This is a genomic window from Bacteroides sp. M10 (assembly GCF_014334015.1).
In the GTDB taxonomy this organism is placed as follows: Bacteria; Bacteroidota; Bacteroidia; order Bacteroidales; family Bacteroidaceae; genus Bacteroides; species Bacteroides intestinigallinarum.
In genome coordinates, this window is record NZ_CP060488.1 from 5,140,531 (window position 1) to 5,156,123 (window position 15,593).

The following is a 15,593-nucleotide window of genomic DNA, read 5'->3' on the forward strand; positions in this document are numbered from 1 at the left end:
AATTATAGTTTATAGAATTAAATGTTTCTCATTTATAGGCAATATAATGCGTTTCCAGTCAATCATTGCGTTGAATAACATGATATGGGAATAGTCTTTCAAACATATTTGCGGAATGTCTTTCTCAACAATGAGCTGTCTGTCCAGAAATTCGCTTCGTTTCGTCCCCCGGAGTAACGGATGAGCCGGTGTGAACCAGGTATCTCCGTCATAGAGAGCAACATTAGCTATAGAGGTATCTGTCAGATAGCCATTTCTTACAATTAAAATATCATCCGCCATTCCTCTTTGAGCATACAAGGCATTCAGTTCTTCCCGATGCGCACTTTTATAAGTATAATCAATGGTATCGGACACAACCAAATGCAAAGAAGATACCTGTCGCATCTGATAGGGCGCATACGTAACTTCTTCCACTTCTTTTCCATATACAATCCGGCATTTATGAATTCCATTTAAAGTTGGCGGAGATATAAATTCCCGTAAATCCAGCGGAGTGCTGTCTTTCCAAAAAGCTGCACGGGTTTCATTAAAGCGCTCTGTGTGATAATCAAGATTATAAATCTGTCCATCCTCTATCCGGATAGTCTCAATAAATGGGTACATATACTTTTTGTTTCATTTCATTATACTCGCTTTCCACATCACTCTGGCAGGTGATCCCACCTCCACTTTTAAAATACATCTTCTCTCCTTCCTGTTCTACAAAACGTATCATAACGGCACTATCTAAATCAATGCCATCAGAATATCCCATAACTCCTGTATAAAATCCTCTGTCGTAGGTTTCAGCTTCCTGGATAATCTGCATCGTCTTTTTCTTTGGAGCACCGGTAATAGAACCGGCTGGCAGTAATCTGAAAATAATATCTCCCAAATGCTCCTGATAATTTTCGGGCAATATACCCTGAATTTCAGAACTCGTCTGAAAAATAGCTCCCCGATTAGTCTGTAACCTATCCATATACCGATACCGGGAAACTGACACTCGGTTGGCAACCATACTTAAATCATTACGAATCAGATCTACAATGGTAGCATGTTCGGCAGTCTCTTTTGGATCATTCATCAATAATTGAGCAGCAAAGGGAATTGAAGCATCAATGGTTCCCTTCATCGGATATGAGCTAATTTTTCCCTGATGAATTCTAACAAATATTTCAGGAGAGAAAACCGTAAAACGGTCTTTAATCCATAGCTTATAAATCGCTTTTGAATGAAAATAAATATCATTCAGAGTAAGATTGGTTTCTACTGGAGTACGACACGTCAAATTAGTAAGGAAACTATTTCCTGCCAGAATGTTCTGTCGCACGATATTAAACGAGCGTTGATAGGAAGAGAAAGATTCTGCGAAAGGCTGCCAATGTAGTGAAGGCATTGTTTTTGCAGAGTAAGTGGCTATATTATCTTCTGCTGATATAATCTGATTGGTAAATCCATTCAGATTATATAAAACTTCAGTAGAATCAACAGCAGCGACCTCCTCTATATAAGATACATCTTGTAGATAATTTATAATGAAAATGAAAGGACGATGGAGTTGTCCCAACTGATTCATTCGTTTGATAGCCTGTTCCTTATTATATAAGTGCATAAAATACTTCTACGTTTAGGGAAGGCAAATGTACGCAAAAAGTATAGATTAGAAAAAGATAGCAATAAAAAAGGGTTGCCCGATGTGTCATATCGGCAACCCTTTATCATTTATAAGATTGGTCAAATTACTTCATAACAGCTTTTACTTGAGGAAGCATCTTCTTCACATTTTCATTTTCCGGAGAGATCTTAGCAGCTTCTTCCAGATAGTCTAATGCTTCTTTAAATCTACCATCAGCTTTTTCTTTTTCTGCAGCATATTTATCTGCATCAGAATTTGCCAAAGGAGCAGCTTTCTTCAGGATATTAGCGCCATCATTATAGCACAGAACTCCTAAACTGTACAATGCATTTGTTTTATACTGCTTGTGATCCAAAGGAATTACTTTCTTGAAACAGTCTTCTGCTTCTTCTGCTTTTCCGGCTTTCTGTGCAGCAAGTCCTGCTTTCAGATAGTGAAGGCTATAATTCTTCACCATTGTTGTATTCTTAGGATCTACTTTCAATCCTTCTTCCAGTGTAGCTACATATTCAGCAGTCTTCTTTTGCGCATCTAAAGCCAAAGCTTTGCGAGCATAGGCATTTCCGATATTGAACTTCTTTTGAATTGCTATATCAAAAAAAGTCACAGCTTCCGGATATTTCTTCACAGCATCAGCAGCTATACCACAATAATAAGCGGTTGCAGAATCTTGATTATTCGTTTGTTTCAAATATTCACTGAATTTCGCATACGCTACAGGATAATTTTTAGCATTAAATGCATCATTTCCTTCTTTTTTCAATTGCTCTGGGTCGGTTTGTGCAAAAACATTAGTCACTACAATACAAAATGCAAATAAAAAAATCAATTTCTTCATAACTTTATGTGTTTTTTAGTTGTTTATCGCTCAAAAGTAAAAGTTATAATAGAAAAACACAACCCTATTTTATTTTTTTGAGCTTTTTGAAACCTATATAACGTTCGTTATTCTTCGTAAAAATGGCGTTTTTCTATTCATTCTTCTCAAACCATATAAATAAACAAAATTCTATCTCTATTATAAACTACTGATTCATAGCCACAAAGAAATATATGAATAAAAAAATGCCGGAAAGTTTTTGAGTTTTCATAAAAAGCACTACCTTTGCATCCGCAAATAAGGCTGGTTCCGTAGCTCAGCTGGATAGAGCAACGCCCTTCTAAGGCGTGGGTCAAGCGTTCGAATCGCTTCGGAATCACTTAAATAAAACGCTGATTATCAACAGATAATTAGCGTTTTATTTTTCTAAAAAAGTTCATTTCTGAATAAAAAAAACAATCTGCATAGACTCCCTATTCTAATCTGTATTTCACAAAAAAGATCGTTCTTACATCAAAACAGAACTATCTTATGACATAAGTATACTGCTGATTAATGTAAAATAGCCACTCAAAAAAAGAAGGGAGAGATTCTTTTTCACATAAAATTCATTTTAACTTGGTGCATTAAATTATAAAGTATATATGAAATATTCCTTTGATAATTTGGAGAAAGTTCTGAAAATGAAAAAGGAATAATTCCTGAAAATACAGTTCTAAGCCCAATTTGTTGGCGTAAAATTTGCTAATACATGGTTTTGTGTGTTCCTTTGTACTATAATCAATAAATTAGACATGAAAAAACTTCTATTTTTAATTATGACTGCACTGATAGTAGTTGGATGTAGTAAAAGTGATGAAGAAAAAAGTGATATTCAGGAAATTTGGCTAAATGGATACAAAGCTCTTACTCCAGAGTCTGATTACGAAAATATTTCCACCACATTCTTATTATTTAAGGCTGACAACAATGAGGAATTTGATGTGAAAAAGCAAACTTTTTCAGGGAATATACTTGATTATCAAAAAATACAAGATGAAACTTGGAATTTGCTGTCAAAATCAAAAATTAAAAAGAAAGATGGTAGCATAGTTGATGCTACTTATTCTATATTTGCCTCATCAATAAAGGAAACATATACTTCCGCTAAAGTAAAGATTGGTAAATATTTTATGGTAGCAATATATAGCGACTCTAAAACAGGATATCATTGGCTATATTCAAATAAATATGCTTGTCAATATGTTGACATACCATATCGATATAATCCATGGGACTATTCTGTGGTTTTCCCATGTGATTTGCATAATTATGGAAAGATAGAATGGGTTTCATGGAATCAAACTCCTTATCCATATGAGTTTGAATTTTCAAAATAGGTCCATCTGTCGAAAACATTTTAAATCAGCAATGCTCATTTCAAATCGGACTCTCTATAAAATTGAGCAATTTCTCAAGCTCTAAAAATAAAATATAGATACCTCTAACACTTTACTGTATCTGTTTCAAATTGCTAATAATAAAGCGATGAATTTGAATTCATCGCTTTATTATTAGCCCTAGATGGAAATATTTCCTTTACTCTTTTGTATTCTCATCCCCCACTATACCTGATGAAGAATTATCAGGAGCCTGATCTATCAAATCCATAAACTGATCCAGTTTAGGAGTTATAATAATCTCGGTCCGGCGGTTACGAGCTTTTCCTTCTGCCGTATCATTACCGGCTACCGGATTAAATTCACCTCGACCGGCAGCAGTCAGGCGTTTGGGATTTATACCATAAATATTCTGTAATGCCTGAACAACAGATGAAGCACGCAACGCACTCAAATCCCAATTATTACGTATATTCGTACGAGATATCGGATCGGTATCTGTATTTCCTTCTACCAGAACATCATAATCTTTGTAGTCCTGAATGATTTTGGCTATTTTACTAAGCACAGCCTCTGCTTTATTGCTAATTTCATAACTTCCTGATTTATAAAGCATGTTATCTGCTAAGGAAATATATACAACACCTTTCAATACCTTAATATCCAAGTCACGCATCTCTTCACGGGTAAGCGAACGGGTAAGTTTATTGACCATTACGAGATTCAAAGAGTCTGATCTATTCTTTTCTTTAACCAAATGCTGGATGAAACGGTTTGAAGCATTGATCTCATCTATCAACTTACCCATATTCATATTCCCTTGAGAGCTCTGTGTAAGACTCTTATTCAAGATGCTTTGCATATCGGACAAGCTCTTGCGTAACTCACTATTATTCCGCTGCGCTTCGGCAAGTCTCTCCTCAAGACTTGTTGAACGTGCCTGATTTTCTCTTAGCTGCAATTGACTTTCCTGATATTCTGTTTGCAACTTTGTATAATCAGTTTTTAAACCTTTAAATTGCTTCTGACTTACACAACTCGCCAATACTATACATCCTGTCAGTACTAACAACGGTCGAAAAAGATTCTTCATAACTCTATTATTTTAATTACTAACTTTTTAAGTGACCAACTGCAGCCGTTTCCACAACAATTGCGTAAATCGGTTGGTTATGAACACATTTATCGAGATAAAGCTCGAACGACCTTATAACATTCCAAAAGAACGAAAGGTTTAGTATGTAAATAAAATCTGTTTTTATCAGAGTTTGATCCATCCTGCCAAGTTATCCAACTTAATTTTATAAATTTGCACCATACTAAAACATTACTGCGTGAAAAACAAACGTTGGATTTATTTAGCAATTACTTTCGCAATTATAGTGTTAGGATTGGCTTCCCGAAAACATAGTGATATATTGCCCGAATTTATTGCAGAGTATTCAGGCGATACGCTTTGGGCAGCCATGGTTGTGGAATACGCTTTCTTTTCCCGTCATTATCTATACTCAAGACCATTGTTATTTCCTTATTATTTTCTTATTGTATAGAAATTAGCCAACTATACCAAGCAGACTGGGCAAATACTGTACGAAACACCACACTTGGAGCATTAATCTTTGGACATGGTTTTCTATGGTCAGATATGATCTGTTATACTGTTGGAGTATCATTATCCGCTGTTATAGATTCAGGAAGGATTATTATCTCCCAAAAGAGAACCCCCTAGAAAAAGAGCACTGCAAACCTACTTTGTTTACAGTGCTCTTTCCGATTATCATTTAAACTACCTATCACAATCTACAATGAAAACTATCGCTCAAAGGTAACTTCTTATTAGTGGAAACAACCTTTATTTCATTTTCACCAGGTTCTAGTTCCACATTTTTCCATTCCAGAATAGCATACGAATCCGGTATTGCTTTACCATAACTCTTACCGTTTACAAACAATTCGGCTCCTGACAGATTCGTGAAAGCAGCAATTGTTTGCAAACGTTGTGTACGTATTGTGTTACGTTTGCCTGTTAAATAAAGCATTGGTTCTTCCCTATTCCAGTTGGCCTTATAGAAGTAGAAAGCATCTTTACGAACTTTCCGGTCGAAGGTAACCAAACCTTTATCATTAATTCCGGGACGGTCTCCTTCAGTGCGATGTGCAGCACCAAAATCAAACATATTCCATACAAAGCTCCCCCATACATAAGGACGAGAAGAGATTGTTTTCCAGTTTTCAATGTGATAATACGTCTGCCAGTTTTCAGGATGCCACCAGCTGGTTGGTACAGTTTTAACCAACGAATCTTGTTGATGGTAAATACTTGCACCGGCACCATATTCACTGATAGCGATACATATTTCCGGATGATCCTTATGCATTCGATCCAACCATTTCCCCAAATCAGCGGGAGTGCCACCATACCATCCATCATAACGGTTCCAAGCAATAGCATCCGTTATGAAATTCAAATCTCCCATTTGATTACTTGCGGAGGTCGTAGGCCGGGTAGGATCTTCCTGATGTGCCAACACATTTAATTCTTTGATGTACTCAACCGGATTATCTCCCAACTCCGTCAACTCATTAAACACTCCCCATACACAAATAGAAGGATGATTATAATGTTGACGAATCAGTTCTTTGAGCTGTTCCTTTCCGTTGGCACGGAAAGCAGATAAATCCACAAAACCCTTATCATTATATCCACCAGGCCCCACAAAAGGTATTTCAGCCCATACAATAATACCATTCTTATCCATCAGATCATAAAAATAAGTAGCCTGCGGATAATGCGCCAGACGAACAGCATTCACTCCCATCTCCAACATCAATGCCGCATCTTCCTCATGGTGTTGCGGACGCAGCGCATTGCCCACCTCACTCCTATCCTGATGACGGCAAACGCCTTGAAGAGGCAAGTGTTTTCCATTCAAGAAAAAACCTTTATCAGGGTCAATCCGGTAAAAACGAAGTCCCAACGGTTGTATGACACGATCTACCATCTGACCATTCCGGGAAAGAATCACTTCCGCCTGATAAAGGAAAGGATCCTGGCGACCATTCCACAAATGAGGTTGATCGATTTCAAATGTAAATTCCTGCTGCATTGCTGCGTTTCCAGAAAGATTCACTTTCTTTGTTCCTTCTTTCACCACCCTTTGACCATCTAACAGGCGTACATTAAGCTCTACTTCCCGATTACTACTACCTCCGTTTGATAAATCAACAACAGCACGCACCTTAGCATACTTATGGCTCACACTATCCTGTATCAGACGTACTCCGGGAGAAGCATAATTCAAAGGAGAAATACACGTCTCATCAATAATCAGTAAATGTACATCCCGATAAATACCTCCATAAAAATTAAAGTCACCGACCAAAGGCATAATATCCAACTGTTCACCATTATTCACTCGTACCAATATAGAATTTTCTTTTCCATATTCCACCTTTCCAGTGATCTCAAAGATAAAAGCCCCATATCCCCCACGATGCTCACCTATATGACGACGATTGACAAACACATCCGCAATGTTATTCACTCCTTCGAAACGAATAAAAAGACGTTTTCCTTTCCATTCGGAACGAATAAATAAATTCTTCTCATAATTGCCAATTCCCCGTTTATAGTCTATCTTACCGGACAAAGCATCCTGCGCATTCCAAGTATGAGGCAAATCAACTCTTACCTCTGTTCCCTTTTGTACCTGATGCGAAAACCGGAAATTCCAATCATTATTTAGCAAGATATCCTGTCGCTGGGCAAATATCGACATACCCCAAAGCATGAATAAAACAACCGATACCAAACGACTGGACTGTAAAAAAACTGTTCTCATATTATTTCTTTAATGATGACTTCTTTATTCTGATAAAAGAAGATAATGATTCGACCTTATTCTTATATTTTTTCTCATCTACCCGATTCTTGTTTTCCTTCTTATCAATCTGATGATCAAACAACATACTGGCTTTCTTCACGTCGCCTTTCATCCATTCCGCATAACTATAACGCCGGTCAACAGCATTATCTCCTCCTTCCCACTGAATATAGACTTCACCTTTCGTCTTAGCTTTCAGATTCTTGAAAACCCCGGCAAAGCTTTGCCCGCTTAACTGTTCAGCGGGAACAGGAAGTTTACAAAGTTCACATAAAGTCGGGTACAAATCAACAAATTCCACCATCGATTTTGTTTTTCCCTTTTTCATTCCCGGCACACAGACAATCAACGGTACATGAGTAGAAGTATCCATCAGATTATGTTTACCTATAAAATCATGTTCTCCCAGATTCCAGCCATGATCCCCCAACAAAACCACAATTGTATTATCCGATAATCCCAGTTCATCCAATGCATCCAATACCTTGCCGATCTGTGCATCCACATAACTCAAACAAGCATAATATCCATGTTTTACCTCTCGTTGGAAGTCAATATCACTCGTATCCGTAACCCGTGCATACGCATATATCTCGCTCGAATTACGAACCTGCTCCGGTAATCCTTCAGGCCGGAAACGATTGGTAGCCAAAGGTATTTCCTCTCGTTTATATAAATCCCAATATTTCTTTGGAGCATTGAACGGCAAATGAGGTTTCCAGAAACCACAAGCCAAGAAGAAAGGTTTGCCGGTCTCCTTCATCCTTTTTAAGTCACGAATAGCCCGGTTTGCAAGTTTTCCATCATCATAGGCAGTATCAGGAACATCAGCAGATTCACAGAAAGGTCCCCTCATCGTTTTCGGATTAATCGTTTTTCCCGATTCCGAATTCATCCAAAGTTCCCATTTATTATATTCCGCCCAATATACATCATATCCATCCGGATGATTCCGGTAAGGAGGCTCGCTCCACGAATCTGCATGATCGCTGATATGATGAAACACCTTGCCGTCCGAAATAGTATGATAACCATTCCGGGTAAACCATCCCGAAATAGGTATTGCTTCGGGGCAATCTTTGCTGGCATAGGCGGAAAAACTAATAAAGCGATCGGGATAATGAGGATATACCCCCGTCAATAAACTAGCCCGGGATGCCCCACTCACAGGAATATTACAATACGCATTCTGAAACAAGACACCACTTGCCGCCAAACGGTCCATATTAGGAGTTTTCACTACATCTACCCCGTAACACCCCAGTTCGGGACGCATATCATCAGCCATTATAAAAAGCACATTCATTTGGGATGCATCCTGTTGTGCACGTAGTGTAGATGAGATGCAGCAAGCTGTTCCACAAAAAAACGCATATTTTATCGATATTCTATTTTTCATTTTCTACCTTAAATTTTCAAGACCTGCAATATACTAAAATATTACAGGTCTTGTGCATCATTTCAATTTAAAATTACTTTGTCCATACCGGATTTTGTTCCAGATTCGTATTTAAAGCCAATTGCTTCAAAGGCAACGGATACAGATAATAATGTTCCTGCCATCCAAGCGGGGTATCAAAGAAATAAACATATCCTTCATCAGCACCTGCACCACCCGTTACTTTCAGATTCTTGGCCGAAGCCCCTGTCACATAAGCACCCAGCGGTTGTTTGTTAACATAGTCTCCTTTCTTCCATCTGCGCAAATCATCCAGACGGAAACCTTCGCCCATCAACTCAACTCGTCTCTCCCTACGCACTTCCCACAAGAGAGCAGGAACGGAAGGATCACGCTTCGGATCAAAAGCATCATTAATATCATTCACCACCATTTTCGCCACATTAGCTCTTGCCCGAAGTTTGTTAATAGACTTATCCGCAGCAGCCTGGTCTAGCTTATTCAATTCGCACATCGCTTCGGCATAATTTACCATTACCTCACCTATACGGAACAGCGGGGCATCTGTTGTATTCACCCCATTCGCGTTGGTAGCTACAGTATGTGTATTATAATATTTCCATACCCAGAATCCCATTTGGGAAGCATTCCAGCCCTGTCCCCAGTTCATATTCTTAAAGTGAGGTTGTCCTTGCACAGTGAATCCTTTAAAGTTGGAAGACGGCAAACGATGATAAGTTTCACCGGAAATCGTAGCCATTAAATCTATAAATTCTCTGTCCTGCGCATTATCCGTATATTTCCAATCAGCCGTACTAGGTCCGTTTTCTTTCTTCACCATATATGGAGGACAGATCGTCAAATACAACCGGTAATCACGATCACGGAATTGTCCATACATATTCTTATCACCCCCATAATGACTAGTTGTCGTGCTAACCGGTCGTCCATCCGTACAAAGATAACTGTCTACCGCGTCTTTCGTTGCCTCAATATAAGATTCACCTGTACGCACCATACGAGTCAAACCATGCATTAACTGTCCGGTTTCATAAGCCTTATACAGAAGAATACCTGCCACCCCATCCAGTGTTTCCGAATTAAACAACTCATCATATTTAGGATGCACATTCGGATATTGCTTAATCACCTCTTCAGAAGCACGGGCACATTCTTCCAGATAAGTATCTGCCCCCGACAAACCATGATATTTTCTCCAAGTTCCTTCAAATAAAGCAAAACGGGAAATAAGAGCTTTCACCACATACATATTAATTGTATTTTTCCCATCCGCTTCGATATTACTGCCAATATGTGTTTCCGCATATTTCAAATTAGACAGAATATTGGAAGCCACCAAGTCACGACTATCACGTTTTCCATAAAGCTCGGGACTTTCCTCTGTCAAAGCATGCTCTACCCAGGGAATATCACCAAATTTGGAAAGCATCTGAAAGTATTTATAAGAACGGAAGAAATATCCCACACTTCTCCAATGCTCCCTCTCGGTCTCACTCATTTCCGAATGATCGATATTATCGAGCATCAGATTGACACGACGGATATAATCATAATCCCAATCTTTAGACTCATCTGTAGCCTTTGCTTTGCGATATGCCCACTGACCTTCATATCCATCCAATCCTTTTATCATGTTATCCGATTCAAAATCACCACGGAAAATCTCATCCGTTTGCCCTGTATCATACGTATATCCGAAGAACACGTTATACAATCCCCATGTATACGTTTTAAAGTTGTCATAGGTAGTAAAGACCGATGCTTCTGTTTGCTGTCCTTTGGGATAAACCTCCAGAAATTCGTCATTCAGACAAGACGACATCAACAAACAAAGACTAACGCTTACACATAGTATATATTTATTCATAATAATTACTCTTTAAGTTGTGAAACAATCAGAATGAAAGGTTTATACCGAACGAATACTGTCTCATATACGGATAGGTAAAACCACGTTGTCCTAAATCATCCGTAACAGAACGTTCCGGATCAAGTCCCTTCGGCAAGTGGTCGAACGTATAAAGATTCTCACCACTGAAGAACACAGCCAGATTATTAACTCCAATCTTACTCATCCACTTAGACGGGAAATTATAAGAAAGCGTTATATTACGAATACTTAAATACGATCCATCCTGTAGATAACGAGTTTGTACACGTGTATTGGCATCTGTATTTCCGGCCGCTTTCTCATAAATACGGGGGAAATAACTATTCGTATTTTCCGGAGTCCAGTAATTCAACTGTGAATCATAAACGGTAGTCCAAGCATCATAATGCGGATAAAACAGATCGTTCATCACCCACAAATCCCGTTTACCAACTCCTTGCAGCAAGAATGACAGAGAAAAACCGTTCCAACTTGCACTACCATGAATACCATACTGATAACGCCGGGTATTATTACCGATGATTTTACGGTCTCCCGGATCTTTCGTTGTACTGGTACCGCTGTTGATTATATTATTACCATCCAAATCCTTATATAATATATCTCCCGGATTCGGATTATATCCTTCCACTTTAGCAATACCCGGTTTCAATTTACCGTCCGCATCAAAATCATCCACTGTATACAAACGATCAGTTACATATCCCCAGATTTCACCCAGCTCCATTCCTACACGATATGTTTCATTATTATTCTTATCCTTACCAAATAATCCCGTTTCATTATTGTATTTGGTAATCTTAGTTTTTGCATCGTAAAGATTGAAACCTATACTATATTTCACTTTTCCGATCTGATCGTTCCAGTCAACCGAGATTTCCCAACCTTTAGAACGAAGGTCAGCCGTATTCTGTAAAGGAGCACTTGCACCTAATACACCCGGAAGTTCAGAGCCCGGAGCAAGCATGCCCTTGGTATCTCTGCGATACCAGTCGAACACCATATTCAATCTGTTATCCAATAGTCCAAGATCGAATCCGACATCAATTGTCGTTACTTTTTCCCAAGTAAAGCTATTGCTAACCAAAGCAGCTGGTTTCAAAGTAGTAACTTTAATACCTGAAACAGTCCAATAAGCTTGCTCTGCATCCATGCCAGGGATATATGCATAAGGACTAATACTCTGATTCCCGATATTACCCCAAGAACCACGCAATTTCAAGTTAGAAAGAACAGAATTCAAAGGTTTCATAAATGCTTCCTCGCTGATACGCCATCCGGCGGAAACCGAAGGGAAGAAACCGAAACGGCTATTCTTCGGGAATTTGGAAGAACCGTCATAACGTCCGTTCGTTTCAAGCAAATACTTGCCGGCAAACGAATAGTTAATGCGATAGAACAACCCTCTTACCGTATAACGTTCAAATTTGTCTTTAGCAAAATAATCACCTGTCGACTGCGAAATAGACGGCAGATCTTCATTAATCATATTCATACGCGACATCTCAGCATAACGATAGTCACTACTCTCCTGATTGAAACCTCCCATCACCGTTACATCATGTTTGCCCCATGAATTGTTATAGTTAGCATAGAAGTTCAATGCATTATAATCCGTAATACCATTGGAGTATTCATACTTGGAATTGGCAGTGGAAACCTCTTTCACAAAGTTACCTCCATGTGCATAATAGAACTTCTTCTCAAATTTCGTTTTCTCGTTACTTAGATGATTGAATGTATACTCACCAATCAACTTCACATTCTTCAAAGGACTGATTGTAACCTTTCCGAAAATACGAAGATTATTCTTTTGAATAGTTGTCGGATATGCCAGGTCAATCAAGTTACGAGGAGTATTGATCGGTAATTCTTCACCATCGATATTCATTGTTCCAGTAGGGAAATAAGAAGGGAATGCGACTGCTGCTCCCCATATACCATATCCTCCGGAAGTTTCCGGCAGAGAAGAGTTAGAGTTCGTATATTTAATATCCAATTCCGGAGTAATCCATGAAAACACATCTGAACGGAGATAAGAAGACACATTGTAACGCTTGTACGTATCTTTATCCGAAGCCAGTACCCCATTTTCATTCACCATACCGAAGGAGAAACGATAAGAAATATCTTTCGTACCGCCACCTACCGAGATATTATGAGTTTGCTGGAAACCAGTCTCCATCATATCATCGAAAAGATCAGTTTCTGCCAAGCTATAACGCAGCCCGTCCACCATTGCATAACCATCCGGATATGCAGACGGATTAGCATTATATTCCTTCAAAAGTCCCAACCAGGTATCTACGTTCTGACCACTTTGATAATTGATTGTCCCCATGTCCTTATAAGCCTGTACCGTTTGGAGCGGAGTAGCCTTATGAGGCATATTGGCAGGTCTGCTAAAAGAAAAGTTATTTGAATAATTAATAGAGAGTTTAGTTGCATCCGAGCCTTTCTTTGTAGTAATCAAAATCACACCGAAAGCTGCCCGTGCTCCGTAAATAGCAGAAGATGCCGCATCCTTCAAAACAGTCACCGATTCAATATCGTTCGGATCGAGCATATTAATATCCATCTCCACGTTATCCACCAGCACCAGCGGTTTCCCATTCTTATCCAGACTGTTGACACCACGAATGTTGAAACTCATTTCTTCACCGGGTCTTCCTGAATTACCTGTAATCTGCAAGCCGGGCATTGCCCCTTTCAAAGCGTCACTCACAGACACCACCGGACGGTCACCTAAAACATCATCCATCTTCACACTGCTCACCGCACCTGTCAGGTTCGCTTTCTTTTGTACGCCGTAACCAACAACTACTACTTCGTCTATTAACCGGGTATCTTCTTTCAAAGTTACATTGAGAGGACGTTGATCTTTCACCACCACTTCCTGTGTGGCATAGCCGATATACGATATGGATAAACGGGCATTCGGAGTAACCATCAAAGAAAAATTGCCATCCATATCCGTAATGGTACCTTCCGTAGAATCTACCACTTTCACATTTGCCCCAATCACCCCTTCACCTGTAGGATCAGTGATTCTGCCTTTTAAGACAAACGCTTTTTCCTGTTCTTTCTGCGGTGTCACTGCATGGAACATAATCACCCGGGTTCCGTTCACTTCATAACTGACGTCCGTACCGGCCAGCAATTGTCCCATCACATCATTAATAGTACCGTTATTTATATTCACAGAGACTTTCCTATTCAAATCAATGTCATTATTACGAATCAGGAAAGAGTAATTGCCTTGCTTCTTTATTACTTCAATGGCTTCTTTTAAAGTAATATTATCTACTTTCACACTGAATCGCTTACTTTGTTCCTGTGCCGATAGCTGGAAACCACCAGTCAAAACGTTTCCTACAGACAAAAGCAGAAGCATTAATAATATCCTTTTTACTATTAATCTCATATTTTTCACTATTAAAGGTTAACATAATATCTTTCTATACAACGCTGAACCGCCGATATATCTATCGACTAAGTTCCCAATCATACTTTACTTTTTCTTATTTTACCTCCTTTTTCTTGTCAGTTATAAAGATAGTGTCTCCACTAACTTTCCATGTATATTGCTTCTCAACGTTGATTTCTCCCAATATATCATTGATACTTTGATTACTATCGAAACATCCGGAAAAGCGTTCCGCCTTCAGACGTTCACTCTCTAAACTAATCTTCACCTGGAATTTGCGCTCCAGACGGTGTGCGATGTCGGCAAACGGAGCATCCTCAAATGTCAGGCCACCATCCAACCAGTCACAGGCAGAACTAGCATTTGATTTCATTTTCTCCATGCGCCCCGTATTCTTATCGTAAAAAGCCTGTTCGCTAGGGAATAGTTTCATTACCGAACCGGACAAAGTGGCTAAATTGACACGACCTTCCAACAAAGATACCATTACATAATTATCGTCATCATAAGCGCGTACATTAAAAACAGTCCCTACCACCTTTACCTGTACACCATTCGTATTTACAAAGAAAGGAATCTTCTCATTTTTCGCCACCTTGAAATATCCTTCACCATCAAGCATAACATCACGTTCACGAATACCGAACCCACGGCAATAACGTAACACAGAACCCGCATTCAATGAAACCTCTGTTCCATCCGGAAGCACAATATTCGTCCGCGAACCGGCTGGCACTTTAATTTCATAAGGAGAATCCGCATTCGTATATACTTCCGTAAGATTTTCAGTATAAGTGTACCAGAAGTAATTGCAGCCCAACAACAAAATAATTGCAGCAGCTACCTTCAGCCACACAGGAACTATCTTCCGCGAACGGACAGGTTTCATCTCAGCAGCGGCTATTTTTTCTTTTATCTGTGATAAATTAGCATCCTCTACTTTGGCAAATGCAGGCACAGAAGAAACAGCCCATACTGCGGACATCTCCCGGAAAATTTTAGCAGCATCTTCATTGGAAGCCAGAGAAGCGAACAGAGCTTCTTTCTCTTCTTCGGTGCAGTTACCGGACAGATAGTTGCTTATCCGGATTTCCAATTCTTCTATATGATAAGAGTCATTCATAAACGTACTTTTTCTATGGGTGTATATA

Annotated in this window: 10 protein-coding genes, 1 tRNA gene and 1 pseudogene; 3 read left to right on the forward strand and 9 right to left on the reverse strand. The window is 39.0% G+C overall.

What is annotated here, in order from left to right:
- Positions 1-9: 9 nt before the first annotated feature.
- From H8796_RS18830 to H8796_RS18840, 3 genes are all read right to left on the reverse strand, one after another.
- Positions 10-606 carry an aminotransferase class IV family protein gene (locus H8796_RS18830; RefSeq protein ID WP_008998284.1) on the reverse strand — a complete coding sequence of 199 codons (597 nt, stop codon included), beginning with the start codon at positions 604-606 and terminating at the stop codon, positions 10-12.
- Positions 590-1,597, reverse strand: a complete 1,008-nt coding sequence (locus H8796_RS18835) for an aminodeoxychorismate synthase component I (protein ID WP_008998285.1) — start codon at positions 1,595-1,597, stop codon at positions 590-592. Before H8796_RS18835 ends, H8796_RS18830 begins: the two co-directional genes overlap by 17 nt.
- Before the next feature lie 127 nt (positions 1,598-1,724).
- On the reverse strand, positions 1,725-2,459 hold the full coding sequence (locus H8796_RS18840) for a M48 family metallopeptidase (protein WP_008998286.1): 735 nt from the start codon (positions 2,457-2,459) through the stop codon (positions 1,725-1,727).
- A gap of 287 nt (positions 2,460-2,746) precedes the next feature.
- Here H8796_RS18840 and H8796_RS18845 point away from each other — a divergent pair.
- Both H8796_RS18845 and H8796_RS18850 read left to right on the forward strand, forming a co-directional pair.
- Positions 2,747-2,820 (forward strand) — tRNA-Arg (locus tag H8796_RS18845).
- 415 nt (positions 2,821-3,235) lie between these two features.
- A complete protein-coding gene (locus H8796_RS18850) occupies positions 3,236-3,820 on the forward strand; it encodes a hypothetical protein (protein ID WP_008998379.1) in 585 nt (194 codons plus the stop codon).
- A gap of 199 nt (positions 3,821-4,019) precedes the next feature.
- On the opposite strand, the gene H8796_RS18855 is transcribed toward H8796_RS18850, so the two are convergent.
- Positions 4,020-4,913: an OmpA family protein gene (locus tag H8796_RS18855; protein WP_004325852.1), complete on the reverse strand. Its 894-nt coding sequence runs from the start codon at positions 4,911-4,913 to the stop codon at positions 4,020-4,022.
- Between the two features lie 241 nt (positions 4,914-5,154).
- Here H8796_RS18855 and H8796_RS18860 point away from each other — a divergent pair.
- Positions 5,155-5,549, forward strand: a pseudogene (locus H8796_RS18860) (DUF2809 domain-containing protein).
- Between the two features lie 64 nt (positions 5,550-5,613).
- Here the strand turns inward: H8796_RS18860 and H8796_RS18865 are convergent.
- The 5 genes from H8796_RS18865 to H8796_RS18885 form a co-directional block, all read right to left on the reverse strand.
- Positions 5,614-7,611 carry a glycoside hydrolase family 2 TIM barrel-domain containing protein gene (locus H8796_RS18865; protein WP_370449202.1) on the reverse strand — a complete coding sequence of 666 codons (1,998 nt, stop codon included), beginning with the start codon at positions 7,609-7,611 and terminating at the stop codon, positions 5,614-5,616.
- Positions 7,612-7,663: 52 nt separating this feature from the next.
- Positions 7,664-9,103, reverse strand: a complete 1,440-nt coding sequence (locus H8796_RS18870; protein ID WP_187343856.1) for a sulfatase — start codon at positions 9,101-9,103, stop codon at positions 7,664-7,666.
- A 73-nt stretch (positions 9,104-9,176) separates the two neighbouring features.
- A complete protein-coding gene (locus tag H8796_RS18875) occupies positions 9,177-10,991 on the reverse strand; it encodes a RagB/SusD family nutrient uptake outer membrane protein (protein ID WP_099146671.1) in 1,815 nt (604 codons plus the stop codon).
- A gap of 28 nt (positions 10,992-11,019) precedes the next feature.
- The gene (locus tag H8796_RS18880; protein WP_008998384.1) at positions 11,020-14,409 is read right to left on the reverse strand and encodes a TonB-dependent receptor; all 3,390 of its coding nucleotides are present in this window, start codon (positions 14,407-14,409) and stop codon (positions 11,020-11,022) included.
- Positions 14,410-14,536: 127 nt separating this feature from the next.
- Positions 14,537-15,565, reverse strand: a complete 1,029-nt coding sequence (locus H8796_RS18885; protein ID WP_117937629.1) for a FecR domain-containing protein — start codon at positions 15,563-15,565, stop codon at positions 14,537-14,539.
- Positions 15,566-15,593: the final 28 nt, after the last annotated feature.